The following is a 22,256-nucleotide window of genomic DNA, read 5'->3' on the forward strand; positions in this document are numbered from 1 at the left end:
GTTGAACTTCGGGAGCGCTGGTGCCAGGTTCCGGAGCAGGTTGGCGTGCATCTCTGCTGCCTGCGGGACGTTGAACTTCGGGAGCGCTGGTGCCAGGTTCCGGAGCAGGTTGGCGTGCATCTCTGCTGCCTGCGGGACGTTGAACTTCGGGAGCGCTGGTGCCAGGTTCCGGAGCAGGTTGGCGTGCATCTCTGCTACCTGCGGGACGTTGAACTTCAGGAGGGCAGGCGCCAGTGACGGCATGACGTCAAAGGCCGAGGGTGGCTTCGGAAGGGCGTTGAGCGCACGGTTGGCCGCCTTGACCTGGGACGAGGTGACGACGTGGCTCACGCCCCGCAGGTGAGCGGGTGGCTTCTCTTCAGACATGAAATCGCTCCGGTGTAGTAGGGCCGCTACCTACTAGCCGCGAGATCGAACCGAAACGACAAAAAATCTTCGAGCCGTCGTACGTGTCCCACGTCACCGGCTGATTGTCCCTCAGCGGTACGACAGTCCGGGGTCCCTGACGATGGGCGGCCTAGGTCGTGGGTACCGGTCACGGGGTTGCTGTGCTTGCCTGCCACAGTCGCCGTCAGGCTGCTCACGTCACGGAGCCTGAGGTGAGGGCGGGCGGCTCGGGGAGTAGCAGACGCTGGGGACTGCCCAGGGTTCGGTTGACTCCTCACCTGTGAGGCTGCGGCCTCGCTGGAAGGATCAGCATCGTGCCCAAGCCGTTCCCCAAGGAGTTCCGGCGGGACGTGATCGCAGTGGCCCGGCAGGGCGACCAGTCGATCGCGCAAGTAGCCCGGAGCTTCGGGGTCTCTGAGTCCTGCCTGCAACGCTGGCTGAAGATCGCCGACCGCGAGGACGGCCTTGCCACTGAGACGTCCTCGACGGCCGCTTCGAGCGCCGGCGTCGACTTGGAGGCGGAGAACCGCGAGCTGCGCAAGCGGGCCAAGCAGCTCGAGCAGGAGAACGAAATCCTGCGCCGGGCGACCGCGTACTTCGCCCGCGACGTGCTCCCAAAATGATGTACCCGCTGGTCCAAGACCTCGCCGCCGAGAAGATCCCCGTCGCGGTGACCTGCCGGGTGCTCGGGTTCTCCAAGCAAGCCTTCTTCAAGTGGCGGGCCAATCCGGTCAGCCAGCGCGACTGGGACGACGCGCACCTGATCAACGCCGCGATCGACATCCACCACGACGACCCGGAGTTCGGCTACCGGTTCATCGCCGACGAGCTCGCCGATCAGGGCCTGCGGGCCTCGCGCAACCGGGTCAACAGGCTGTGCTCGTCGCAGCGGCTGTGGTCGGTGCACTCGCGCAAGCGCGGCCTGAACCGCAAGCCCGGCCCGCCGGTGCACGACGACCTGGTCGAGCGCGACTTCACCGCCGAAGCGCCCAACGAGCTGTGGCTTACCGACATCACCGAGCACCCCACCGCCGAGGGCAAACTCTACCTCTGCGCGATCAAGGACGCCTGCTCCAAGCGGATCGTCGGCTACTCCATCGGCGCCCGGATGACCTCCGACCTGGCGGTCAACGCGCTGGCCAACGCCCTGGCGCTGCGCGGTGGCGTCGGCACGATCGTGCATTCCGACCGCGGCAGCCAGTTCCGCTCCCACGCCTACGTCCGGACCCTGCGCGACGCCCAGCTGCGCGGCTCCATGGGCCGGGTCGGTGCCTGCGCAGACAACGCCGCCATGGAGTCGTTCTTCAGCCTGCTGCAGAAGAACGTCCTCAACCGCCAGCGCTGGGCCACCCGCGAGCAGCTACGCCTAGCGATCGTCGTCTGGATCGAGAAGACCTACCACCGCCGCCGGCGCCAGGACGCCCTCGGCCGCATGACCCCCATCGAGTTCGAGACACTGACCCAGACCGCTCACGCGGCCTGACCGCCCCTACCGATCAGAGTCAACTGAAGTCTGGGCAGTCCCCTTCGTCGGGCAGCAGCGGGGTGCGGACGCGGTCGGCGAACTGTGCCATGTACTCGGGGGATCCCCAGTCCGCGTCGATGTCCGCCGTCTGGTGGTCGTTGCCCTGCTCGGTCATGGCGTCAGCATGCCGTCCAGGCCGGACCGGTGGGTCGGGTCGGCGTGGGGTCAGCGTTCGGCGTGGTGGCGAGCCTGTCCGGCCGTCAGAACAGGGTGTCCTGCGCTGACTGGACCTTGGGCTTGGTGCGGCGCGTGATCATCGGCGGCGGCGCCTTCGACGTGGCCCGCTTGGCGATGACCTTGTGGATGTCGCCGTCGCCGGAGCGGCGGATCAGTTTTCGGGACACGGTCCAGGTGCCGTTGCCGTCGTTGGCTGCCAACCCGGCTCGTTCCAGTAGTGCCATGGCGTCGCGGACGACGGAGAGGCGGCCGATGCCGTACTCGTTCTGGAGTTGGGTGGTGGTGGTCTTCTCGTCGATAGTGATGTCGGTGGTGCCGCCGCCGTACATGGTGCGCCAGGTCCTGGTCCACAGGTGGGTGGCGAGGTAGAGCGGCTGGATGGGGTCGTTGATGAAGCCGCGTGCGGACTTCGTGTCGGCGAAGAACCGGGCTTCGACTGGCAGTCCTTCGCGCAGTTTCGTGCCGATGTGCGGGTCGCGGTCGCCGCTGTACAGGTCGCCGTTGGACGGGTCGGGCAGCCGCTGGAACAGGTAGTAGGACTCGGTGCGGGCGAACTGCACGATGCACGGCGGCCGGGGTGGGCTGTACGGGTGGTCGGGGTTGGAGAGGCGGTCGGTGAGGATCCGCTGGACGGCCAGCAGGCCGATCTTCATCTGCACGAGCAGCATCACTTCGACGTGGTGCACGGGAGCGAGTCCGCCCTGCGCGTCGGGGACGTGGGCGAGGGTGGCGTAGCGGCCGATCTGGGTGCACAACTTGTCGACGCTGCCCTCGTGCTGGGCGAACTGAGCGATCTCGCCGACGATCGCGGTGCCGTCGGTGAACAACACAGTGAAGTCCGGCGTCCAGTAGTTCTTCTTCTGGCCGGGCACGGGGATGCGCGGGAACCGCTCGAAGTGGGCGACTGTGTCCTTCAGGCCCTTGACCGTGGTGAACAGCCACTCCAGCGCGGAGACGACATCGACGTGCTGGTCGTAGGTGGCGAACCCGTCGAGCAGGTGCTGTTCTTCGGCGGCGTTGCCGGATGCGGGTGGCGGCACGGGCTCAGAACGGGACGACCAGGTCGTCGAGGGACACCGACTCCGGCCGCTTCGCTTCGGTGATCTCCAGCGCCTCGAACCGCTCCCCGAGGTTCTGGGTCAGGCGGGTGAGCGCGCCCAGGCTGGAGCGGAATCCGGGGTGCACCTCGATGGCATCGGGGGTGGTCACGAACACGTCGAAGTTGGATCCGTCGGCGGAGTCGGTGACCACGACGTGTAGGTAGGGGTTGCGGTGCAGGACGGCGATCACGAGGCCGCGCTGGCGCTCCAGTTCGGCCAGCACCTCGCCGGTGGCCTCGGCGTCGATGAGGATCGGCGCGGGGAGACGGATGCTGATCGGCTCCGGCGGCGGAGCGTCCACGCGGCGCTCGCGCCCGGCCATGAGCGCCCGGCGGCGGAACGCGGCGGTCGCTAGCCGCCCGAGGACGACCCGGTCGAACAGGCGGAAGTCACCGTTGTAGAAGGTCGCGCCCGCGCGGCGACGCAGGTGCAGGCTGATCCGTTCGGCGATGTGCAGCGTGAGGGTGCGCACGGACGCGCCCTCGGCTTCGGCGTTGCCGATCGCCTCATGGTGCGAGGGGCGCAGCGAGCCGGATCGGGCGGCCCAGCCTCGGTTCAGCGAGGACAGGTCGGAGCGCTTGCGGGCGGTCAGGCGGCTGACCTCGACCTCGCCGAACTCGGACAGGGCGGTTCCGATGTCGGCGAAGTCGTCATGGTCGAGGAAGACCGGCACGATCTCGGGGGCGGCTTTGACCACCCACCGTTCGACCTTGCGCCAGCGCGGGTCGGTGGTGGGGACACTGCCCACGAGGTGGAAGACGCCATCGTGCGCGGTTGGCCAGGCGCCGAGGACGAACGGGCCGTGTTCGTCCTCCACCCGCAGCAGGGAGACCAGGCCGACGGTGCGCAAGTCACCGGCGACGAACTCGGCGATCACCGTTAGCGGGTTCGCGTCTCCGACGATGACCGTCTCCACGGCGATCTGCTCAGCGGGGGAACCGGAGGCGCGGCTCACGGCCTCAGCCAGTGAACCGAGGTCCTGCCCGAGGTCGGCGAACTGCCACAGCAGGGAGTCGAAGCGGGTCGTCTCCGCTTCGCGTCTCCGGCCAGCCATCGCTCCCCTCCCTGTTCGCCGTGTGACCTGCGAACTCACATCATTCACGTCGGCAGCCGGGCGGCGCACCTACAGGCCAGCGACAACCCGATCGGGTCAGCCCCGTTCGTCGCGGTGCGGCGGCCGGGGTGGGCTACTCGGACGTCGGTGGCGGCAGGGTGTCAGCAGGGTCAGACACGCAGCCTCGGCTCGGCGCACCTGAACGTCGCCCGCTCCCGCCCTGCCGGTGGCGGGGCGCGAGCGGGCGACGGGGCTCAGGCCGGGCGGCAGGCCGTCGGGGCGCAGCAGGCAGCGGCGGCCTGGCGGCTGCGGCTGAGGGCTGCGGTGAGGCGGCCGGTGGCGGCGGCGAGCCGGGTACCGAGGCTGACGCGGGCGATCAGATGGGCGCAGCAGTTGGCAAGCGCCTCGCGGCGGAGGTCGGCCATGCGGGCTTCAGCGAGTAGGGCGGCCTGGTAGGGGTGCATCGACAAGTTCCTCAGCAGCAGGCGGCGGCCTTGGCCGTCGTCTTGGTCTCGGCGGTGATGTCGGCGGGCACGTCGATGGGCATCTCGTCGGCGGCGGCGGTGGTGCAGCAAGTGCCGTCTCCGGCGACCTCGGACATTTCGAGCGCGGTCTTGCCCTCCAAGTCGGGGCGCGCGTCGCCCTTGACGGTGTAGACCTCCCACGGCTCGCCGCCCGGACCGGTCACCCAGACCTTGTCCTGCACCGCGTAGCAACAGGTCGTGTTGTCCTCGACGCGGGTGGCCAGGCCCGCGTCTGCCAGCCGGTTGACCGCAACCGCGACCTCATCGCTGGTGGGGACCTCGACGCCCAGGTGGTCCATCCGGGTGGCCTCGCCGGGCTCGCCCTCCAGGAGGACCAACTTCAGCGGCGGCTCAGCGATGGCGAAGTTGGCATAGCCGGGGCGGCGCTTGGCCGGGGTGGCGTTGAACAGCCGGGAGTAGAAGTCCACGGCGGCTTCGAGATCGGCGACGCGGAGAGCCAGTTGAACGCGGGACACGACGGTCACGTTCCTTCCAGACGGTCAGACACATCGACGGGCGTCGATGTCTGCTGCGTACTATCAACAGGAGTTCGATAGTTGTCAATACGATGACCGTCGTTACTATGGGCGTCGATTAACCGCACCGAGGGAGAACCCATGACTGACCCCGGCTTCGCCTGCTGCACCCCGCTCAGCGGCGCGTCGATGAGCACCGAGCAGGCCGAGCAGGTCGCCCCGCTGCTCAAGGCGCTGGCCGACCCGGTGCGGCTGCGGCTGGTCAGCCTGATCGCGTCCAGCCAGACCGGCGAGGCGTGCGTCTGCGACCTCAACGACGCCTTCGACCTGACCCAGGCCACGATCAGCCACCACCTGAAGGTGCTGCACTCGGCCGGGGTTCTGGACCGGGACAAGCGCGGCGTGTGGGTGTACTACGCGGTCAAGCCCGAGGCCCTCTCGGCGGTCGCGAACCTGTTCACCCCCGCTGCGCTGGCCGGGGCCACGGCGTGAGCGACGCGATCCGCGAGACCGCCGCGCCTGGCACCACGGGGGAGACGCCGGTCCTCCAGCGGCTGTCCACGCTGGACCGGTTCCTGCCGGTGTGGATCATCGCCGCAATGGCGGCCGGGCTGCTGCTCGGCCGGTTCGTGCCGGGCCTGGATGACGCTCTCTCGGCCGTGGAGATCGGCAACGTCAGCCTGCCGATCGCCATCGGCCTGCTGCTGATGATGTACCCGGTGCTGGCCAAGGTTCGGTACTCCGAACTGGACCGCGTCACTGGCGACCGGCGCCTGCTCGGCGCCTCCCTGGTGCTGAACTGGCTGGTCGGCCCGGCATTGATGTTCGCCCTGGCCTGGCTGCTGCTGCCCGACCTCCCCGAGTACCGGACCGGCCTAATCATCGTCGGGCTGGCCCGCTGTATCGCCATGGTGCTGATCTGGAACGACCTGTCCTGCGGCGATCGCGAGGCCGCCGCTGTGCTGGTCGCGATCAACTCGGTCTTCCAGATCGTGGCGTTCGCCGCGCTGGGCTGGTTCTACCTCCAGGTGCTGCCCGGCTGGCTGGGCCTGGCCACCACCTCGGCCGAGTTCAGCGTCTGGGCGATCCTCCTGTCCGTGCTGGTGTTCCTCGGCATCCCGCTGCTGGCGGGGTTTCTCACCCGCACGCTCGGCGAGCGCCGCAAGGGCCGTGATTGGTACGAGGGTCAGTTCCTGCCGCGCATCGGCCCGGTCGCGCTCTACGGGCTGCTGTTCACGATCGTGCTGCTGTTCGCCCTCCAGGGTGACGCGATCACCAGCCAGCCGTGGGACGTGGCCCGCATCGCCATCCCGCTGCTGGCCTACTTCGCGCTGATGTTCGGCGGCTCGTTCCTGCTCGGGATGCGGCTGCGCCTGGGCTACGCCAAGACCGCCACCCTGGCCTTCACCGCCGCAGGCAACAACTTCGAACTGGCCATCGCGGTGGCGATCGGCACCTTCGGCGTCACCTCCGGCCAGGCCCTCGCGGGCGTCGTCGGTCCGCTCATCGAGGTCCCCGCGCTCGTCGCGCTCGTCTACGCCGCGCTGTGGGCGCGGCGGCGGTTCTACCCATCCACCAGCGCCATGTAGGAGGCGTCATGGAGTCCCAGCAGTACCCGCCGATCGGACCCGATGACCTGCTGCACCGCATCGCCGAACGCCTCGCCGAGCGGTTCGTCGGTGTCTTCTCCCGCGAGACCGTCGACCAGTACGTCTGCGACTCCTACGCCCTCCTCGACCGCACCAGCCGGATCAAGGCGCACCTGCCCGCCCTGACCGAGAACTTCGCCCGAGAGCGGCTTACCGCCCTCGCCCACACCCAGGAGTTGATCGTGTCCGACAAGCCCACCGTGCTGTTCGTCTGCGTCCACAACGCGGGCCGCTCCCAGATGGCCGCCGCCCTGCTCGACCACCACGCCGCCGGGCGCGTTCAGGTGCTCTCCGCCGGATCCGCCCCCGCCGACTCGGTCAACCCGGCCGTCGTCGAGGCCATGGCCGAACTCGACCTGGACATCTCCAAGGAGTACCCCAAGCCGCTGACCACCGAGGCCGTCCAGGCATCCGACGTGGTCATCACCATGGGTTGCGGCGACGCCTGCCCGATCTTCCCCGGTAAGCGCTACCTCGACTGGCAGTTGGAAGACCCCGCAGGCAAGGGCGTCGAGGCCGTTCGCCCCATCCGCGACGACATCGACCGCCGCGTCCAGGGCCTGCTCGCCGAACTGCTGCCCGCCACCGCCTGATAACCCGTCAGCCTCGACCGCTATCATCGCCCTATGACGATGAAAGCGGTCGAGATCGCGGGCACTGCGCCGCCGGTCAGCGAGGCCACCGCGCTGTCCGCCGCTGCTTGCATGTTCCGCAGCCTCGGCGACCCCGCCCGCCTGGCGATCCTGCGCCACCTCGCCCTGGGCGAGCACAAGGTCGTCGACCTGACCAGCCACCTCGGGCTGGCCCAGTCCACCGTGTCGGCGCACCTGGCCTGCCTGCGCGACTGCGGCCTGGTCACCTCCAGGCCGCAGGGGCGGGCGTCGATGTGGTCGCTGAACCACGCCTCGGACCTCCTGAACCTGCTGGCCGCCGCCGAACGACTGCTGGCCGCCACCGGCGACGCCGTCGCGCTGTGCCCCACCTACGGCGAGGAGACCGCCCAATGAGCGCCCCCACGATCACCTCGCAGGCCCGCCGGGCGATCCGGCTGGAGCAGTTCACCATCGGCTACAACGTCATCGAGATGATCATCGCGGTGGCCGCCGGGCTGACCGCCGGACTCATCTCCCTGGTCGGATTCGGCATCGACTCCGGCATCGAGGTCGCCGCCGCCACCGTCGTGCTGATCCGGCTCTACGCCGAGGTCCGGGGCGGCGAGCCGGACGAGGTCAAGGAGCGGCGGGCGCTGAAGTTCATCGCCGTCACCTTCTTCGCGCTCGCCGCCTACGTCACCTACGAGGGCATCAGCCGCCTGTTCGGCGACGACAAGCCGGAGACCAGCCTGGTCGGCGTCCTCCTGGTCGCCGCCTCCGTGGTGATCATGCCGCTGCTGGCCCGTGCCAAGCGCCGCGCCGGGGAGGCGCTTGGCTCCCGGTTGGTCATCGCCGACGCCGCCGAGACCCGGCTGTGCGCCTGGCTGTCGGTCTCCACCCTGATCGGCCTGCTGGCCTTCACCGCGTTCGGCTGGACCTGGGTCGACGCCGTCGCCGGGTTCGTGATCGCCGGGTTCGCGATCATGGAGGGCAAGGAAGCCTGGGAAGGCGAGATCGCCTGCGACGACGATGACTGTGATGACGACTGAGCCCCGCGCCAGCCGGGGCCGCTCATGAGCGCCCTCGTCGTGTACGTCGTCGGCCGCGACGCCTCGGACCCGACCGAGGCAACCATCGGCTGATCGGATGCGCCCTGCGACGCCACGGATAGACCCAGGGCAGCCTCGTAGGCTCGGGGCGGCGTCATGCCCGACACACCCCCTGACTTGACGGGAGACCTCCTCCTTGCTCCGCCGGTGCGCCGCTCTCGCCCTTGCGGGCGGGCTGACGCTCACGCTGACCGCCTGTACGACCGAACCGTCGGACACCCACGCAGCCGACTCACACCCACGCCCGGCGGCGGATGTCGGGATGGAACACGTGCACGGGCTGGGCGTCGATCCGGCCGACGGGATGCTCTACGCCGCCAGCCACTACGGCCTGTTCCGCGTGCCCGAGGACGGCGACGCGGAACGGGTCGCGGACCGCTACCAGGACACCATGGGGTTCACCGTGGCCGGGCCGAACACCTTCGTCGGCTCGGGGCATCCGGATCTCCAGGAGCCGGACCTCCCGACTCACCTGGGCTTGATCCGCAGCACCGACGCCGGAGAGACCTGGGACATCGTCTCCCTCGGCGGTGAGGTGGACTTCCACGCCCTCCGGGTGGCGCACGGGCGCATCTACGGCTGGGACTCCACGACCGGCCGCCTGCTGGTCTCCGCCGATGAGGGCTGGACCTGGGACACCCGCAGCACCCTGGACCTGCGCGACCTGGCCGTGCACCCCGAGGACCCCGAGGTGCTTCTGGCGACCACCGAGCAGGGCCTGCTGCGCAGCGGCGACGGCGGCCGGACGTGGACGGCCGTTCCGACTGCTCCCGGCGTCACCGTGCTGGCCTGGCCCGCCACCTCGTCGCTGTACGGAGTCACGCCCGACGGCGCCGTTCACGAGTCCCCCGACGGCGGAACGACCTGGACCGAGCAGGGGTCGGTCCAGGCGGAGCCTGAAGCACTGCTCGTCGACAACCGAGACGGTGTCGAGAGCATCTACCTCGCGGTGTCTCCGGCGACCATCCTCGTCAGCACCGACGGCGGCGCTTCGTTCACCACCCGCTACGCGGGCTAACCGGCCTCGCACCTGGGTACTCGCCGTAGGCGACTGCCTGGACGGTGCGGCTCGACTGTTGGCTCCTCGCTTCGGGTCGGGGCCGTGTTCAGCCGTGCTGAGGGCCTAGCGGCCGATCCGATGACCCTCGCTGGAGAAGTCTTTGGCAAGGTGGAATACCCCCAGGGGGTACTAGCCTTGCAGGCGGCACAGCCCACCGACGAGAGGGAGCGGTCATGCCAACGCAGCAGCAGACCACCGTGCTGGAGGTCTCGGGCGTGCACTGGGCCTCGGAGAAGGCAGTCGCGGAGAGCGTGCTCGGAAGGCGCCCCGGCGTGCTCAGCGTCGAGGCGAACCCGGTCTCCCAGACGGCCACGGTCACCTACGACCCGTCGCGCACGTCGGTGGCGGAGTTGGCGGGCTGGGTCCGTGACTGCGGCTACCACTGCGCCGGACAGTCGGTTCCGCAGCACGTCTGCGACCCGGCCACCGAGCCGCGCGACCACGCGACGGCGCACGACGGTCACCGTCCCGCCGAGACCGCGAAGGCACCGCACGACCAAGCGGCGATGACGGCGCCCTCCGCCGAGTCCGAGGACGAGCACGCCGGGCATGGCGAGCACGCGGGGATGACGCCGCAGGACGCGATGGGACACGGCGGGCACCACGCCGGGATGTCGATGGACGACATGGCCCGCGACATGCGCGACCGCTTCCTGGTCGCGGCGCTGCTGTCGATTCCGATCCTGCTGTGGTCCCCGATCGGCCGGGAGGTCTTCGGCTTCCAGGCGGCGGCGCCGTTCGGGCTGCGCGACGACGTCTTCTCGCTGATCCTCTCGCTGCCGGTGATCTTCTACTCGGCCTGGATCTTCTTCGACGGCGCCTACCGCGCCCTGCGCGCCCGCACCCTGGACATGATGGTCCTGGTCGCGGTCGCAGTCGGCGCAGGCTGGCTGTACAGCCTGGTCATCACGCTCACCGGGGGCGGTGAGGTCTTCTACGAGGCCGCCACCGTGCTGACCGCGTTCGTGCTGCTCGGCCACTGGTTCGAGATGCGCGCCCGTGGCGGCGCGAACGACGCCATCCGTGCACTGCTGGAGTTGGCGCCACCCCGCGCGGTCGTGATCCGCGACGGCCAGCCCGTCGAGGTGCCCACCGCCGAGGTCGTCACCGGCGATCTGCTGCTGATCCGGCCCGGCTCGAAGATCCCCGTGGACGGCGTCGTGGAGGACGGCGAGTCCGAGGTCGACGAGTCCATGGTCACCGGCGAGAGCCTGCCGGTGCACAAGGCCACCGGCTCGGAGGTCATCGGCGCCTCGGTCAACAGCACCGGCACCCTGCGGGTGCGGGCCACGAAGGTGGGCGCCGACACCGCGCTGGCGCAGATCGTGGCGCTGGTGCAGCAGGCGCAGAACTCCAAGGCGCCGGGCCAGCGGCTGGCCGACCGCGCCGCCTTCTGGCTGGTGCTGGTGGCGCTGATCGGCGGCGGCCTGACCCTGGCCGTGTGGCTGCTGGCCGGGGCCTCGTTCGCCACGGCGATGCTGTTCGCGATCACCGTCGTGGTCATCACCTGCCCCGACGCGCTCGGACTCGCCACCCCTACCGCGATCATGGTCGGCACCGGCCTCGGTGCGCAGCGTGGCGTGCTGTTCAAGAACGCCACCGCGCTGGAGACCGCCGCCCGGATCGACACCGTGGTGATGGACAAGACCGGCACCCTGACCAAGGGCGAGCCGGAGGTCACCGACCTGGTGGTCGAGGGCATGGCGGAGGACGAGTTCCTCGCCCTCACCGCCGCCGTCGAGCGGGAGTCCGAGCACCCGCTGGCCGACGCCGTGGTGCGCGAGGCCGACGCCCGTGGCGTTCCGGTCCTGGCCGCCGAGCGGTTCCGCAACGTGCCCGGTCATGGCGCAAGCGCCGAGGTCCACGGACGTCGGGTGCTGGTCGGCAACGCCAAGTTGATGGCCGACGAGGGCGTCGACCTCGGCACGCTGGGCGCCCGGCGGGACGAGTTGGCGGGCAGCGGCCGGACGGCGGTGCTGGTCGCGGTCGATGGCCGTGCCGTCGGGGTGATCGCGCTGGCCGACGCGGTCCGGGAGACCTCGGTCGCGGCCGTGACCGCGCTGCACGAGGCCGGGGTGCAGGTCGTCATGCTCAGCGGCGACAACACCGCCACGGCCCGGCGGATCGCCGACCAGTTGGGCATCGACACCGTGATCGCCGAGGTCCTCCCCGGCGACAAGGCCGCCAAGATCACCGAGTTGCAGCAGGTGGGCAAGCGGGTGGCGATGGTCGGCGACGGCGTGAACGACGCCCCGGCGCTGGCGCAGGCCGACCTCGGCATCGCCATCGGTGCGGGCACCGACGTTGCGATCGAGACCGCCGACGTGGTCCTCATGCGCTCGGACCCGCTGGACGTGCCGATCGCGTTGCAGATCGGGCGGGGAACGCTGCGGAAGATGCGGCAGAACCTCGGGTGGGCGATCGGCTACAACGCGATCGCGCTGCCGATCGCCGCCGGGGTGTTCGAGCCCGCGTTCGGGCTGGTGCTGCGGCCGGAGATTGCGGCGCTGTCGATGTCCGGCTCGTCGTTCCTGGTCGCGGTCAACGCGCTGCTGCTCAAGCGGCTGCGGCTGCCGGAGGCCCCGGAGGCACCCGCTCCCGAACCGGCGGCGCCCCGAGCCCCGCAGCCGGTGTCGCGCTGACCCGACCTAGCCTGAGATCAACGACGCGAGGACGGAGGTGAGCAGCATGCGTGGGCGACGAGGGTGGGTCCTGCTGCTGCTGGCCGCCGTCTTCGCCATGCACGGTCTCCAGTGCGCCGCTGCGGACTCCGGGACCACCACCGCTGCGCATGGCACCGTCCACACCACCCCGGCCCAGCCCGACCCCGTGCTGCACGCGGTCGGGCCGGGCATGGTCATGGAGTCGGCCGCCGCCATGACCGCCGCAGCCCCTGCCGCCGTCGTCGCCGGGGCGGCGATCGGCGCGTCCCTTACGGAAGGCCACGACGGCGCGCCGCACCCGGCCGGACACCTGTGGGCGTTGTGCCTGGCCGTCCTTGCCGCCGGGCTCGCCGCGATTCTGCTGGTCCTGACCGGGCGCCTCGGCGAGTTCCGGCTGCCCCTCACGCGCCGCACCACCGGCGGCCCCTGGGCCTGGCTGCGCCCACCACGGCCACCGGACCTGTACTCCCTCTGCCTGATGCGGATCTAGGCCGAACGTCGCGTCCCCTCGTCCCCAGCCTCGACGGCTGCGGCGACGCCTTCGCACGTTCCCTCAGACCCGTATTCAGGAGATCGACATGACCCGCAAGACCACTCTGCTCGCCGGTGCCCTCCTCACTGGAGCACTCGCGCTCACCGGCTGCTCGGAGGACTCCGGCGCCTCGCACATGGACTCCATGGAGAGCGGCAGCGCCGACTCGACCAGCACGTCCGCCAGCGAGAACGCGGCGTTCAACGACGCCGACGTCACCTTCGCCCAGGGCATGATCCCGCATCACCAACAGGCCATCGAGATGGCGCAGATGGCGTCCGAGCGGGCGCAGGACCCGCGCGTGCTCGGCCTGGCCAGCCGCATCGAGGCCGCACAGCAGCCGGAGATTGAGACTCTGACCGGCTGGCTAAAGGAGTGGGGCGCCGAAGACGACGGCATGGGTGGCATGGAACACGGCGGCGGAATGATGTCCGAGGAGGACATGAACGCCCTGATGGCCGCCTCAGGTGCGGAGTTCGACCGGCTGTTCCTGGAGCAGATGATCGAGCACCACACCGGCGCGGTGGAGATGGCCACTACCGAGGCCGGTGAGGGCCAGAACACCGAGGCGCTCGCGATGGCCAACAACATCCGCGACACGCAGAACGCCGAGATCGCCGAGATGCGGCAGTTGCTGACCGAACTGGGCGGCTGAGTCTCCCGGCGGCGGCGCCGGAGTGCATCCCGCCGCCGCCGGGCAGTAGCCGGTGGTCAGCCGAGGCTGGCGATCAGGTCGCGGCACGCCTGCTCGCAGCGGCGGCACGACTCAGCACACACCCGGCAGTGCTCGTGCATCGAGGCGTGCTGCTCGCACTCGTCGCCACACGCCTTGCAGGCTGCGGCGCACGCTTCGAGGACCGCGCGGGTGAGGTTGGCGTCGTAGCCGGTGTGCCGGGACAGCACCCGCCCGGTGGCGTCGCAGATGTCAGCGCAGTCGAGGTTGGTGCGGATGCACTTGACCAGGTCCGCGACCATGTCCTCGCTGAGGCAGGCGTCGGCGCACGCGGTACACGCCTGGGCGCACTCGACGCACGCCTCGATACAGGCCCGCAACTTGTCCTTGTCGACCACGCCGAGGTCCTTCGGGTAGGTGTCGAGCATCTGCGCGGCGACAGTCATAAGCCCTCCTCAGGGCCAGCGCGCGACGGCCCGTATGCCGTCGGCGAGATCCACTGGCACTCCGAGCCCCTACCCGTGACGTTCGCGGGTAGGCAACTTGTCCCCGGTGGGGACTACGGTCCTGGCCGGTCGGAGCCGGATGACAGACGGCTCCGCCGCGATCCCAGGGTGGATGGCCGCGCCCTGGGCTCACGGGCCCTCTGGACCGCGTAGCGGTCGGCCCAGAAGGTTGTCCGAGTCAGATGACCGCGACTCGGGCACCCCGCTCCGGCCCCAGAGAACTGGGGTCGGAGCGGGGCCATCCGGCATGACGGTGACGTGGCCACGGTGACCGCTAGTCGGTACGCGGACCCCGCACTTCTCACGGACTGGAACAGGGCACGCTGTCAACGCCGCGCTGTACACGCCGGACAACTTGGTGCGGGCCATCAAAGTCGCGACGGTGTGGCCGCGCTGGCTGCCCGAGACGTGGACCGAGGAGAATCGTCGCGACGCGACGGGCGACGACTGAACTCGATGCTCGGCCGTCCACCGAGGTCCAAACCGGCAGGTCAGGACGCTGACGCGTCCCTTCTCTACTGCCCGCTCAGGCTCACCGCCGGGCGCATCCGCAGGTATGAATCCCTGCACTCCAGTGGAGAATCACACCTGGCGGCGGTGGAGGGTCGAGATGGCTACTCCTTGTGACCTCCGGTGACCTGGCCTTTTGCTCTTTCGCGTACCGCCCGCTCCTCCCGTCGCGCGGGGTGATCCCGGGTCCACCGGGGCCTCGCCGGCCCGGGAGACCCCGGTGGACCCGAGGTGGACGGCGAGCTCATCGGTGCGCCGGGTCGGCCACCCCGGCGTCGACGTCGTCGGGCACCCACTCGAGCAGGTCACCGGGCTGGCAGCCGAGCACCCGGCACATCGCCTCCAGGGTGCTGAACCGCACCGCCTTGGCCCGGCCGTTCTTCAGCACCGCCACGTTCGCCGGCGTGAGGCCCACTCGCTCGGCGAACTCGCCCACGCTCATCTTCCGCCTGGCCAGCTCGACGTCGATCCGCACGACGATGGGCATCAGATGACCGCCTCCATGTCGCTGCGCAGGTTCGTCGCCTGCCGGAGCAGCGCGCGCATGACGACCATGAGCAGCCCGAGGACGGCGCCGGCGAGCAACAGCAGGAACAGCAGCAGCGGGCCGCCCGGGTCGTCGGCGGCGAACCCGGCGACCAGGAAGACGCCGAGGAAGACCAGCCACGCCGCGGCGATGGCCCACACGATCGCGTCCACCCAGCGCAGCGCGCCCTCGGTGAAGATGCGGTCGGCCGCCACCAGGGACAGCAGCTGCCAGGTGGCGACGACGACGACCTGCACGCACAGCACGAGGAAGCCCGCGACCAGCGTCGCCGGCCAGCGCAACCAGGCGTCGTCCGGCTGCTCCTCGGCCATGTGCGCGAACTGGCCGGGAAGCGAGAAGAACTGCAGCAGCAGGAGCACCCCGAACAGCAGGACCAGGAAGATGCGCAGCAGCTGCACCGCGCGACGCTCGGCGATCATGCATCGACCATCGGTCAGCATCTATCGAAAGTCAATAGGCCATGCCGGACGGGTGTGCCGACGGTGTGCACCGGTGGCGCACGCCGGGCCGTGGAGTGCGTCGTGGCCGCACAGCGATGGCCACGACACGCGAGCGGAACCGGCCGGTCGGCGCGACCGACCGGTCGATGACCGTGTTTGCGCAGGTCAACGCGCCGCATGTCGACAAGGCGGTGCAACCGGGGACGGGTCACCGACCGCCCGGAGGGGGTGCTGCAACGGTTCGGGAACGGGCGGTCGGAGGCGGGTCGCGACCCGCCGATGACGAGCGCGGACCGCCCTAGCGTTCTGCCTGTCCGCGGTACTTCCCGCCGCGGCGAGGGTGCTGAGGAGTGTCCCCGCGTGACCATGGGCGCGACGATCGTGTGGCCGGCAGTGGCGGTGCTGGGCTTCCTGCTCTTCACCGGTCTGGTGGTGGCGCTGGGGGCCAGCTCGACGGCCCGGTACGAGTTCGAGCGCAACGGCGCCCGGGAACCGCAGCACGCCCCGGCGACGCGGGGCGCGCACCCCGCCGGCCGCCGCGCGCCGAGCGGCCCCGCCGGAGCGGGGGAGGCGCCCGAAACCCAGGCCGGCACGCAGGCGGTCGGGCTCGCCACCCGCTTCGCCCCCGCCCCGGTCACCGGCGGCCCCGCGTGGTGGCTGGTGGCCGAGACGGCGCTGGTGGTGGCCGGCCCGTTCGAGGACCAGGTGGACGCCGAGTGGGCGGCGCTGGGCGGCGGCATCGACGCGGTCACCGTCTACGGCGCCCGCCGCGCCGACGGCACGGTGGCGCCGCGCCCCTCGCCGCAGGAGCGGTCCTGGCTGGCCGAGCTCGGCGAGCAGCTCGACCGGCTGCCCGAGGACTGGGACGCGCTGCTCTCGGACACCGACCCGCTCACGACGCTCGTCGTCGAGATCGCCGCGGCGCTCGTCGAGGCCGGCCTGCCGCTGCACGACACAGCGGAGGGCCGCGCGTCCGGCGGGGTGTGCCTGGTGCCCGAGCCGGTCGCCGAGGGCGTCGTCGTCGGCTGGCGCGCGCACGACCGGATCGCCGTGCAGCAGGTGCGCGGCCCGGCGGCCGGAGATGCGGTGGCGCAGCTGATGAACGCCGCCGTCGCCGACCTGCTCGTGACGATGGGCTTCGTGGTCGAGCCCTTCGGCGAGTCCGGCTCCTGCCTGGTGACCGCGCTGCGCTGAGCCGGCGGGGGGAGGCCCCGCTCAGACCGGCTCGGCGGTCAACCGCGCCAGGTGCTGCACGACCAGCTCCCCGCCGTCCTCGGCGAAGTCGTCCCGGAGCGCCCGCAGGACGTCCAGACCGGAGGCGTCGGCGGCCCGGACGCCGCCGAGGTCGAGGACGACGCGGCTGTGCCCGCTGCCCCGCAGCGAGTCGGCCGTGCCGCGCAGCAGGTCCGCGCCCTGGGCGGTCAGGTGCCCCCGTGCCCGGATGACGCCGAACCGCAGGTCCACGGTCTCCGACAGCATCACGCCGCTCCCTTGCCCCGCGCGGACTCCAGGGTGAGCACCCGCCACAGCCCGGTGCGGTGCAGCAGGTCGAGGGTCCGGCGGTTCGCGCCGCGCAGGACGACCGTCCCGCCCCGGGCGCGGCAGATGCGGTGGGCCCACAGGAAGCTGGCCACCGCGCTGCTGGAGAGGTGCTGCACCCGGGTGAGGTCGACGACCAGCCGCCGGGCGCCGGCCAGCAGCGCGTCGTGCAGCAGCCAGCGGACGTCGGCCAGGCCGTCGGCCAGCAGGTCGTCGCTGAGCTGGATGGTCACCTCGTCGTCGACCTCGTCGAGCCGGCTGCGGGCAGCGGCCCGCACGAGCGCGGATGTCGGCATGCGCTTCTCCTCGGGGTCGGCAGCACCGGACCTGGCCCAGACTGGCCGCGGGACATTGCGATCCGCCGGGACGCAGCTTTGCGATTGCATGACGGCTCCCCCTCGTCCCGGAGATCCGCTGCGAGGCGGTGGCAGCATGGCGGCCGTGGTGCCGCGCCTGCTGGTCGTCGAGGACGACGACTCGATCCGCACCGCGCTGCGCTGGGCGCTGGAGGACGAGGGCTACGACGTGGCCGAGGCGGTCTCCGGCGAGGAGGCGGTCCGCGCGGTGGCGGTCGCGGCACCCGACGTCATGGTGGTCGACCTGATGCTGGGCTCGATGGACGGGTTCGCCGTCATCCGCGAGGTCCGCCGCGAGCACGACCTGCCGATCATCGTGGTGAGCGCGCGGGCCGACACCCACGACATCGTCGCGGCGCTCGAGGCCGGCGCCGACGACTACGTGACCAAGCCGTTCGAGGTCAAGGAGATCACCGCCCGGCTGCGTGCGCTGCGCCGTCGGGCGGGCAGCGGCGCGCCGGACCTGCCACCCGACGAGGTGGTGCTCGACAAGGACCCCGCCGCGCCGCTGGTGCTGCGGGAGGCCCGCGGCACGGTGCACCGGGGCGATCAGCAGCTGCCGCTCACGCTCACCGAGTTCCGGCTGCTGTGCGAGCTGGCCGGCTCGCCGGGGCGGGTGTTCAGCCGCCAGGCGCTGCTGGAGCGGGTGTGGGAGCACGGCTTCTTCGGTGACGAGCGGATCGTCGACGTGCACGTGCGGCGGCTGCGCACCAAGGTCGAGACCGATCCGAGCGCGCCCCGGCTGGTCGTGACGGTGCGGGGCCTGGGCTACCGGCTGGATCCGCAGTGAGGTTGGCGCTCGGGCCGCGCGGGCTCCGGGCGCGGATCGTGCTGGGGTTCGCCGCGGTCACCCTGCTGGTGTCGGTCGTGCTGGTGAGCACCACGTTCCTCGCCGCCCGCAGCTACCTGCTCGACCAGCGCGAGTCCTCGCTCACCCGCCAGGCGTTCGCCGACGCCAACGTGCTCAACAGCCGGCTGGCCACCGCCGGCGCCGACGTCGGCGACCTGCTGGCCGAGCTGGTGCCCTCCGGCGGCGCCGACGTGGTGCTCCGGAGCGGCGGTTCCTGGTACTCCTCGAGCCTCGACGTCGGCGCGCGGGACGTCCCGGAGGAGCTGCGCGGCATCGTCACCGACGGATCGGCCGGCACCGCGCGGATCGACACCGCCCACGGCCCCGCGCTGATGGTCGGCGTTCCGCTGCGCGCCGCCGGCGTCGAGTACTACGAGGTCGCGCCGCTGGTCGAGCTGCGCCAGGTGCTCGCCACCCTCTCGGCGGTGCTGGCAGCGGCTGCGCTCGCGGCCACGGCCGCGGGTGCCGGCTTCGGCGTGTGGGCCGGCCGGCGGGCCGTCCAGCCGCTCGAGCAGGTGGCCGGCGCCGCGACCCGGATCGCCGGCGGCGAGCTCACCACCCGGCTCCCGCCGACCGACGACCCCGACCTGGTCGCCATCGTCGGCGGGTTCAACAGCATGGTCGACGCGCTGGCCGCCCGGATCGAGCGTGACGCCCGTTTCGTCGGCGACGTGAGCCACGAGCTGCGCAGCCCGCTGACCACGCTGGTGACCAGCGTCGAGGTGCTCGGCGCCCGCCGCGACGAGCTGTCGCCCCGCGCCCAGCAGGCTCTGGCCCTCGTGGAGACCGAACTCGGCCGGTTCCGCCGCACGCTGGACGACCTGCTGCAGCTCGCCCGGCTGGACGACGCCGCGGCGCTGGACGAGGCCCGTCCCCTGCCCCTGGCCGCGCTGGTCCGCGAGCTGCTGGCCGCCACGGGCCGGCCTGCCGACCTGCTGACCGCCGATCCCGACGAGCGGACCACGGTGCGGGGGGACAAGACCAGCCTGGAGCGTGCCGTGCGCAACCTGCTCGACAACGCCGACCGGCACGCCGGCGGCCCGGTGCACGTCGGCGTGCAGCGCCGGGACGGCAGCGTCGTCGTGACCGTGGACGACGCCGGGCCGGGCGTCGCCCTGGAGGACCGGGAACGCGTCTTCGAGCGCTTCGCGCGGGGGCCGCGGGCCGCCCGCCGGTCGCTGCCCGGGGCCGGCCTCGGCCTGGCCATCGTGGCGGAGACGGCCGCGCGGCACGGGGGAGCGGCCTGGTGCGCCGACGCTCCCGGCGGCGGCGCGCGGTTCTCCCTCTCGGTCCCGGCGGTGGACGCGTGATGCGCCGGGCCGCCGCCGTCCTCGCCGCGGTGCTGTGCGCGGCCGGGTGTGGGGTGCCGACCGGCGGCGAGCCGAGCACGATCCCGGCGTCGGACGTCCCCTACGGCCTGGCCGAGCCCAGCGCGCCCCCGACCGCCACCGCGCCGCCGGAGGTGCTCGCCGACACCTCCGAGGTGTACCTCCTCGCCGCCGGGGACGTGCTGGTGCCGCGTGGCCGGGAGCTCGACGGCAGCAGCCGCCGGGAACGCCTCTCCGACCTGCTCGAGCAGCTGGCGGCCGGGCCGACCGCCGCCGAGCGCGACGAGCAGCTGTCCACGGCCCTGCCCCCGGAGGTGCGTCTGTCGGTGACCGCGCTGGACGACGGGACGGCGACGATCGAGATGGACGCCGCCGCCCAGGCGCCGTCGGGGATCGCGAGCCGCCGGGCCGTCGCGCAGATCGTGCTGTCCGCGACCACCGTGCCCGGCGTCCGCGCGGTGCTGCTCCACCTGGCGGGGGAGCCGATCGAGGCGCCGTTGCCGTCGGGGGAGCTGACCGGGCGGCCGCTCACCGCCGAGGACTACCGGCCCCTGACCACGCCGGCACCGTCGGCCGTGCCCGCGGGACCGCCGGCCCCCGAGGCGACCGCCGCGCCGCCGTCGTGACCCCGGTCAGCTGCCGAGCAACCGGGCTTTCTGGGCGCTGAACTCCTCCTCGGAGAGGATGCCCTCGTCCCGCAGGGTGGCCAGCTTGCGCAGCTGGTCGGCGAGGTCGGGCCGCGGCTCGGCCGGCGGCGGGGGAGCCGCCGGGGCCGCGGGCGCGCCGAGAGCCGCCCCGGCCATGCCCGGGTTGACGTGCAGGTACTGCGACTGCCGCTCCACCGTCTTCCTGGTGCGCGCCTCGCTGACCAGCGGGGCCAGCAGGTCGAGCACCGCGTACGGCCCCTCGACGTCGTCGAGCACCACCTGCCCGCTGGTCGTGCCGTCGATGCTGCCGGTGAGGGTGAACGCGTCCTGGTTGGTGCCGTAGGCGGGGTCCTCGAGGTCGAGGACGACGTCGCCGATGTCCTTGCCGCGCTGCCACACCGCCTGGCGGACGTCCATGTCGCGGATCGCCCACAGCGGCACGCTCTCGGTGCGGGTGCCCAGCAGCCCGCTCTCGACCCACACCCGGTCCTTGGTGATGCGGTACCGGGCCGTGGCGACGCCGGTCGCGCTGGTGGCCGCGTTCCTGCTCTCGCCGAACCACAGCGTGGCGGGGTCGTCGGCCCACTGCTCGGTGCGCTTCGCGTGCTGCTCGGCGAGCTTCTGCTTGCCCTGGTCGGCCAGCGCCCTGCCCTGGTCGGCGACCTGCTTGAGCCGGTCCTTCCAGCCCAGCTTCCCGGCGGGGGCGGCGGCCGGGACCGGCGGCGGGGGGACGACGGCGTCGAACGGCGGCGGCAGCTCGGCGGGGGGCGGGTCCTGCCCCTGGGTGCCCCGGTCGGAGACGTGCTCGGTCCAGCCCAGGCCGCTCCAGTAGCGCAGCTCGTGCGCACCGCTGGGATCAGGCAGCCAGCTCGCCTCCGGCATCGGTGCTCCTCCTCGTGACGTCCCGCTCGGGCCGCGCAAGGATGCCAGCGCCGACCAGGTCGCGGGGCTCTCCCGTGCGCGGCTCCACCGAGCGCACCGGGGCCAGCAGCCACACCTCCACCACCAGGTCGCGGAGCGCGGCGATGCTCCCCAGCCGGCGCGGCAGCCGGGCCAGGGGGCCGTCGGCCGTGCGGCAGGTGACGGTCACCGAGCAGAGCAGGTCGCCGTCGTCGTCGCGGGCGCCTCCGCCGCGGAACGGCAGGGACCGGTCGGCGACCGCGGCCCAGCCGCCGGTGGACCGGGGCACGGCCGTGAGGACGGCGAGGTCGCCCAGCCACCCGGCGTCGTGCGCGGTCAGCAGCCGGCCGCCGGTGCGGGGCCAGGGCACCGCCGGCTGGACGACGCGGACCCGCGCGCCCAGCGCGCTGAGCACGCGGGCCGCGGTGCAGACCTGCAGCCGCCGGCGCGTCCGGACGGCGCTGCGGGGCAGCAGCAGCCCGCGGACGGCGGCGACCGCGACGACGCCGGCCGCGCGCAGCAGCCGGCCGGTGCGGGGGGCGGGATCGAGGGGCACGCGGGCAGCCTCCCGAGGGCCGGTGTCCTCCGGGTGACGGGCGCGGGAACCCGCCTCGGGGATCCGGTGCACGGACGGCTTCCCCCGAAAGAGCGGAACGGCTTCGGCCGTTGTGCCGGGCTGCCGTTGAGGAGGGGGTGAGGACCCTGGCGTCGCTGCGTGCGCGCGAACCCCGGGCGGCCGCGCGCACCGCCGTCGCGGTGCTGGCCGTCTGCGCCGGGATGCTGGCCGTCGTCGGCGTGCTGGGCCCAGCGGACGCCGGGGACGCCAGCTCCTCGGTGGTCTGGGGCTGCGTGGCCGGGCTGGCGTCGGTCGCCTGGTTGTTCCACCGCGTGCCCGCCGAGGCCCTCGACCGGTGCGGTGCTTTCACCCTCCTCGCCGTCACGGGCGTCGCGGCCCTGGGCCTGACCGCGGCCGCCGCCGGGGGCACGTCCACGCGGGCGCAGGCCTTCCTCGCCTTCGCCGTCCTCTACGGCGGGTTCCACCTGCGCGCGGCGGGCGGGCTGCTGGTCACCGCCGCGGCCGTGGTCTGTGGGGGCTTCCTCCTCTTCGACG

27 protein-coding genes are annotated in these 22,256 nt (G+C 72.1%); 14 read left to right on the top strand and 13 right to left on the bottom strand.

The annotated features are described in order from the left end of the window. A partial coding sequence (locus tag DQ241_RS20430) for a hypothetical protein (protein ID WP_199584700.1) occupies positions 1 to 330 on the bottom strand: 330 nt, incomplete at its 3' end. 371 nt (positions 331 to 701) lie between these two features. Here DQ241_RS20430 and DQ241_RS17280 point away from each other — a divergent pair. Continuing rightward, a protein-coding gene (locus DQ241_RS17280; protein ID WP_113831465.1) for an IS3 family transposase occupies positions 702 to 1,870 on the top strand; the annotation gives its coding sequence in 2 pieces (ribosomal slippage) (positions 702 to 999 and positions 999 to 1,870; 1,170 coding nt in all). Between the two features lie 19 nt (positions 1,871 to 1,889). On the opposite strand, the gene DQ241_RS20665 is transcribed toward DQ241_RS17280, so the two are convergent. From DQ241_RS20665 to DQ241_RS17300, 5 genes are all read right to left on the bottom strand, one after another. Further along, the gene (locus DQ241_RS20665) at positions 1,890 to 2,027 is read right to left on the bottom strand and encodes a hypothetical protein (protein WP_158545957.1); all 138 of its coding nucleotides are present in this window, start codon (positions 2,025 to 2,027) and stop codon (positions 1,890 to 1,892) included. A gap of 85 nt (positions 2,028 to 2,112) precedes the next feature. After that, positions 2,113 to 3,129 (bottom strand): hypothetical protein, encoded by a 1,017-nt coding sequence (locus DQ241_RS17285; protein ID WP_113831466.1) that lies wholly within the window; start codon positions 3,127 to 3,129, stop codon positions 2,113 to 2,115. Positions 3,130 to 3,133: 4 nt separating this feature from the next. Next, the gene (locus DQ241_RS17290) at positions 3,134 to 4,243 is read right to left on the bottom strand and encodes a hypothetical protein (RefSeq protein ID WP_113831467.1); all 1,110 of its coding nucleotides are present in this window, start codon (positions 4,241 to 4,243) and stop codon (positions 3,134 to 3,136) included. 254 nt (positions 4,244 to 4,497) lie between these two features. Beyond that, a complete protein-coding gene (locus DQ241_RS17295) occupies positions 4,498 to 4,668 on the bottom strand; it encodes a hypothetical protein (protein WP_158545958.1) in 171 nt (56 codons plus the stop codon). 50 nt (positions 4,669 to 4,718) lie between these two features. Further along, on the bottom strand, positions 4,719 to 5,252 hold the full coding sequence (locus DQ241_RS17300; protein ID WP_233492524.1) for an ArsI/CadI family heavy metal resistance metalloenzyme: 534 nt from the start codon (positions 5,250 to 5,252) through the stop codon (positions 4,719 to 4,721). A gap of 132 nt (positions 5,253 to 5,384) precedes the next feature. Here DQ241_RS17300 and DQ241_RS17305 point away from each other — a divergent pair, with 132 nt between their 5' ends. The 9 genes from DQ241_RS17305 to DQ241_RS17345 all read left to right on the top strand — a co-directional run bounded on the left by DQ241_RS17305 (position 5,385) and on the right by DQ241_RS17345 (position 13,504). Continuing rightward, positions 5,385 to 5,735, top strand: coding sequence for a metalloregulator ArsR/SmtB family transcription factor (locus DQ241_RS17305; RefSeq protein ID WP_113831469.1), 351 nt, complete (start codon positions 5,385 to 5,387; stop codon positions 5,733 to 5,735). Then, the gene (gene arsB / locus DQ241_RS17310; RefSeq protein WP_113831470.1) at positions 5,732 to 6,832 is read left to right on the top strand and encodes an ACR3 family arsenite efflux transporter; all 1,101 of its coding nucleotides are present in this window, start codon (positions 5,732 to 5,734) and stop codon (positions 6,830 to 6,832) included. The genes DQ241_RS17305 and arsB overlap by 4 nt, the downstream gene beginning before the upstream one ends. Before the next feature lie 8 nt (positions 6,833 to 6,840). Next, positions 6,841 to 7,485 carry an arsenate reductase ArsC gene (locus DQ241_RS17315; protein ID WP_113831471.1) on the top strand — a complete coding sequence of 215 codons (645 nt, stop codon included), beginning with the start codon at positions 6,841 to 6,843 and terminating at the stop codon, positions 7,483 to 7,485. A 33-nt stretch (positions 7,486 to 7,518) separates the two neighbouring features. After that, positions 7,519 to 7,899 (top strand): metalloregulator ArsR/SmtB family transcription factor, encoded by a 381-nt coding sequence (locus tag DQ241_RS17320; protein ID WP_233492525.1) that lies wholly within the window; start codon positions 7,519 to 7,521, stop codon positions 7,897 to 7,899. Next, the gene (locus DQ241_RS17325; RefSeq protein ID WP_113831472.1) at positions 7,896 to 8,534 is read left to right on the top strand and encodes a cation transporter; all 639 of its coding nucleotides are present in this window, start codon (positions 7,896 to 7,898) and stop codon (positions 8,532 to 8,534) included. Before DQ241_RS17320 ends, DQ241_RS17325 begins: the two co-directional genes overlap by 4 nt. A gap of 322 nt (positions 8,535 to 8,856) precedes the next feature. Beyond that, positions 8,857 to 9,612 (top strand): F510_1955 family glycosylhydrolase, encoded by a 756-nt coding sequence (locus tag DQ241_RS17330; protein ID WP_113831473.1) that lies wholly within the window; start codon positions 8,857 to 8,859, stop codon positions 9,610 to 9,612. Positions 9,613 to 9,827: 215 nt separating this feature from the next. Then, on the top strand, positions 9,828 to 12,296 hold the full coding sequence (locus tag DQ241_RS17335; RefSeq protein WP_113831474.1) for a cation-translocating P-type ATPase: 2,469 nt from the start codon (positions 9,828 to 9,830) through the stop codon (positions 12,294 to 12,296). A 46-nt stretch (positions 12,297 to 12,342) separates the two neighbouring features. Next, complete coding sequence (locus DQ241_RS17340) at positions 12,343 to 12,807, top strand: DUF6153 family protein (protein ID WP_147252394.1); 465 nt, start codon at positions 12,343 to 12,345, stop codon at positions 12,805 to 12,807. A gap of 88 nt (positions 12,808 to 12,895) precedes the next feature. Next, a complete protein-coding gene (locus DQ241_RS17345; protein WP_113831476.1) occupies positions 12,896 to 13,504 on the top strand; it encodes a DUF305 domain-containing protein in 609 nt (202 codons plus the stop codon). Positions 13,505 to 13,560: 56 nt separating this feature from the next. Here the strand turns inward: DQ241_RS17345 and DQ241_RS17350 are convergent, their stop codons facing one another. The 3 genes from DQ241_RS17350 to DQ241_RS17360 form a co-directional block, all read right to left on the bottom strand. After that, positions 13,561 to 13,968 (bottom strand): four-helix bundle copper-binding protein, encoded by a 408-nt coding sequence (locus tag DQ241_RS17350; protein WP_113831477.1) that lies wholly within the window; start codon positions 13,966 to 13,968, stop codon positions 13,561 to 13,563. A gap of 814 nt (positions 13,969 to 14,782) precedes the next feature. Continuing rightward, positions 14,783 to 15,025, bottom strand: coding sequence for a helix-turn-helix transcriptional regulator (locus tag DQ241_RS17355; protein ID WP_113831478.1), 243 nt, complete (start codon positions 15,023 to 15,025; stop codon positions 14,783 to 14,785). Then, positions 15,025 to 15,504, bottom strand: coding sequence for a DUF2975 domain-containing protein (locus tag DQ241_RS17360; RefSeq protein ID WP_113831479.1), 480 nt, complete (start codon positions 15,502 to 15,504; stop codon positions 15,025 to 15,027). Before DQ241_RS17360 ends, DQ241_RS17355 begins: the two co-directional genes overlap by 1 nt. 387 nt (positions 15,505 to 15,891) lie before the next feature. On the opposite strand from DQ241_RS17360, the gene DQ241_RS17365 reads away from it, so the two are divergent. Beyond that, complete coding sequence (locus DQ241_RS17365) at positions 15,892 to 16,719, top strand: hypothetical protein (RefSeq protein ID WP_113831650.1); 828 nt, start codon at positions 15,892 to 15,894, stop codon at positions 16,717 to 16,719. Between the two features lie 21 nt (positions 16,720 to 16,740). Here DQ241_RS17365 and DQ241_RS17370 read toward each other — a convergent pair whose 3' ends face one another. Both DQ241_RS17370 and DQ241_RS17375 read right to left on the bottom strand, forming a co-directional pair. Next, on the bottom strand, positions 16,741 to 17,004 hold the full coding sequence (locus DQ241_RS17370) for an STAS domain-containing protein (RefSeq protein WP_233492548.1): 264 nt from the start codon (positions 17,002 to 17,004) through the stop codon (positions 16,741 to 16,743). Then, a complete protein-coding gene (locus DQ241_RS17375; protein ID WP_113831481.1) occupies positions 17,004 to 17,360 on the bottom strand; it encodes an STAS domain-containing protein in 357 nt (118 codons plus the stop codon). Before DQ241_RS17375 ends, DQ241_RS17370 begins: the two co-directional genes overlap by 1 nt. A 136-nt stretch (positions 17,361 to 17,496) precedes the next feature. On the opposite strand from DQ241_RS17375, the gene DQ241_RS17380 reads away from it, so the two are divergent. From DQ241_RS17380 to DQ241_RS17390, 3 genes are read left to right on the top strand one after another with little or no spacing between them, the layout of a single operon-like run. Beyond that, positions 17,497 to 18,210 (top strand): response regulator transcription factor, encoded by a 714-nt coding sequence (locus DQ241_RS17380; RefSeq protein WP_113831482.1) that lies wholly within the window; start codon positions 17,497 to 17,499, stop codon positions 18,208 to 18,210. Then, on the top strand, positions 18,207 to 19,580 hold the full coding sequence (locus DQ241_RS17385) for a cell wall metabolism sensor histidine kinase WalK (protein WP_113831483.1): 1,374 nt from the start codon (positions 18,207 to 18,209) through the stop codon (positions 19,578 to 19,580). Before DQ241_RS17380 ends, DQ241_RS17385 begins: the two co-directional genes overlap by 4 nt. Beyond that, positions 19,580 to 20,224: a GerMN domain-containing protein gene (locus tag DQ241_RS17390; protein ID WP_113831484.1), complete on the top strand. Its 645-nt coding sequence runs from the start codon at positions 19,580 to 19,582 to the stop codon at positions 20,222 to 20,224. Before DQ241_RS17385 ends, DQ241_RS17390 begins: the two co-directional genes overlap by 1 nt. Positions 20,225 to 20,230: 6 nt before the next feature. Here DQ241_RS17390 and DQ241_RS20905 read toward each other — a convergent pair whose 3' ends face one another. Both DQ241_RS20905 and DQ241_RS17405 read right to left on the bottom strand, forming a co-directional pair. Next, on the bottom strand, positions 20,231 to 21,127 hold the full coding sequence (locus DQ241_RS20905; RefSeq protein WP_199584702.1) for a PH domain-containing protein: 897 nt from the start codon (positions 21,125 to 21,127) through the stop codon (positions 20,231 to 20,233). Then, positions 21,102 to 21,701 carry a hypothetical protein gene (locus DQ241_RS17405; protein ID WP_113831485.1) on the bottom strand — a complete coding sequence of 200 codons (600 nt, stop codon included), beginning with the start codon at positions 21,699 to 21,701 and terminating at the stop codon, positions 21,102 to 21,104. Before DQ241_RS17405 ends, DQ241_RS20905 begins: the two co-directional genes overlap by 26 nt. Between the last annotated feature and the right edge of the window lie 555 nt (positions 21,702 to 22,256).

Source organism: Blastococcus sp. TF02A-30, assembly GCF_003319185.1.
Classification (GTDB): domain Bacteria; phylum Actinomycetota; class Actinomycetes; order Mycobacteriales; family Geodermatophilaceae; genus Blastococcus.

Excerpts from the sequence above, each read along its gene's own strand:
- DQ241_RS20665 (WP_158545957.1), bottom strand. The coding sequence starts at position 2,027 with ATGACCGAGCAGGGCAACGACCACCAGACGGCGGACATCGACGCGGAC.
- DQ241_RS17290 (WP_113831467.1), bottom strand. The coding sequence starts at position 4,243 with ATGGCTGGCCGGAGACGCGAAGCGGAGACGACCCGCTTCGACTCCCTG.
- DQ241_RS17295 (WP_158545958.1), bottom strand. The coding sequence starts at position 4,668 with ATGGCCGACCTCCGCCGCGAGGCGCTTGCCAACTGCTGCGCCCATCTG.
- DQ241_RS17305 (WP_113831469.1), top strand. The coding sequence starts at position 5,385 with ATGACTGACCCCGGCTTCGCCTGCTGCACCCCGCTCAGCGGCGCGTCG.
- DQ241_RS17315 (WP_113831471.1), top strand. The coding sequence starts at position 6,841 with ATGGAGTCCCAGCAGTACCCGCCGATCGGACCCGATGACCTGCTGCAC.
- DQ241_RS17320 (WP_233492525.1), top strand. The coding sequence starts at position 7,519 with ATGACGATGAAAGCGGTCGAGATCGCGGGCACTGCGCCGCCGGTCAGC.
- DQ241_RS17325 (WP_113831472.1), top strand. The coding sequence starts at position 7,896 with ATGAGCGCCCCCACGATCACCTCGCAGGCCCGCCGGGCGATCCGGCTG.
- DQ241_RS17330 (WP_113831473.1), top strand. The coding sequence starts at position 8,857 with ATGGAACACGTGCACGGGCTGGGCGTCGATCCGGCCGACGGGATGCTC.
- DQ241_RS17335 (WP_113831474.1), top strand. The coding sequence starts at position 9,828 with ATGCCAACGCAGCAGCAGACCACCGTGCTGGAGGTCTCGGGCGTGCAC.
- DQ241_RS17340 (WP_147252394.1), top strand. The coding sequence starts at position 12,343 with ATGCGTGGGCGACGAGGGTGGGTCCTGCTGCTGCTGGCCGCCGTCTTC.
- DQ241_RS17345 (WP_113831476.1), top strand. The coding sequence starts at position 12,896 with ATGACCCGCAAGACCACTCTGCTCGCCGGTGCCCTCCTCACTGGAGCA.
- DQ241_RS17350 (WP_113831477.1), bottom strand. The coding sequence starts at position 13,968 with ATGACTGTCGCCGCGCAGATGCTCGACACCTACCCGAAGGACCTCGGC.
- DQ241_RS17355 (WP_113831478.1), bottom strand. The coding sequence starts at position 15,025 with ATGCCCATCGTCGTGCGGATCGACGTCGAGCTGGCCAGGCGGAAGATG.
- DQ241_RS17360 (WP_113831479.1), bottom strand. The coding sequence starts at position 15,504 with ATGATCGCCGAGCGTCGCGCGGTGCAGCTGCTGCGCATCTTCCTGGTC.
- DQ241_RS17365 (WP_113831650.1), top strand. The coding sequence starts at position 15,892 with ATGGGCGCGACGATCGTGTGGCCGGCAGTGGCGGTGCTGGGCTTCCTG.
- DQ241_RS17370 (WP_233492548.1), bottom strand. The coding sequence starts at position 17,004 with ATGCTGTCGGAGACCGTGGACCTGCGGTTCGGCGTCATCCGGGCACGG.
- DQ241_RS17375 (WP_113831481.1), bottom strand. The coding sequence starts at position 17,360 with ATGCCGACATCCGCGCTCGTGCGGGCCGCTGCCCGCAGCCGGCTCGAC.
- DQ241_RS17380 (WP_113831482.1), top strand. The coding sequence starts at position 17,497 with ATGGCGGCCGTGGTGCCGCGCCTGCTGGTCGTCGAGGACGACGACTCG.
- DQ241_RS17390 (WP_113831484.1), top strand. The coding sequence starts at position 19,580 with ATGCGCCGGGCCGCCGCCGTCCTCGCCGCGGTGCTGTGCGCGGCCGGG.
- DQ241_RS20905 (WP_199584702.1), bottom strand. The coding sequence starts at position 21,127 with ATGCCGGAGGCGAGCTGGCTGCCTGATCCCAGCGGTGCGCACGAGCTG.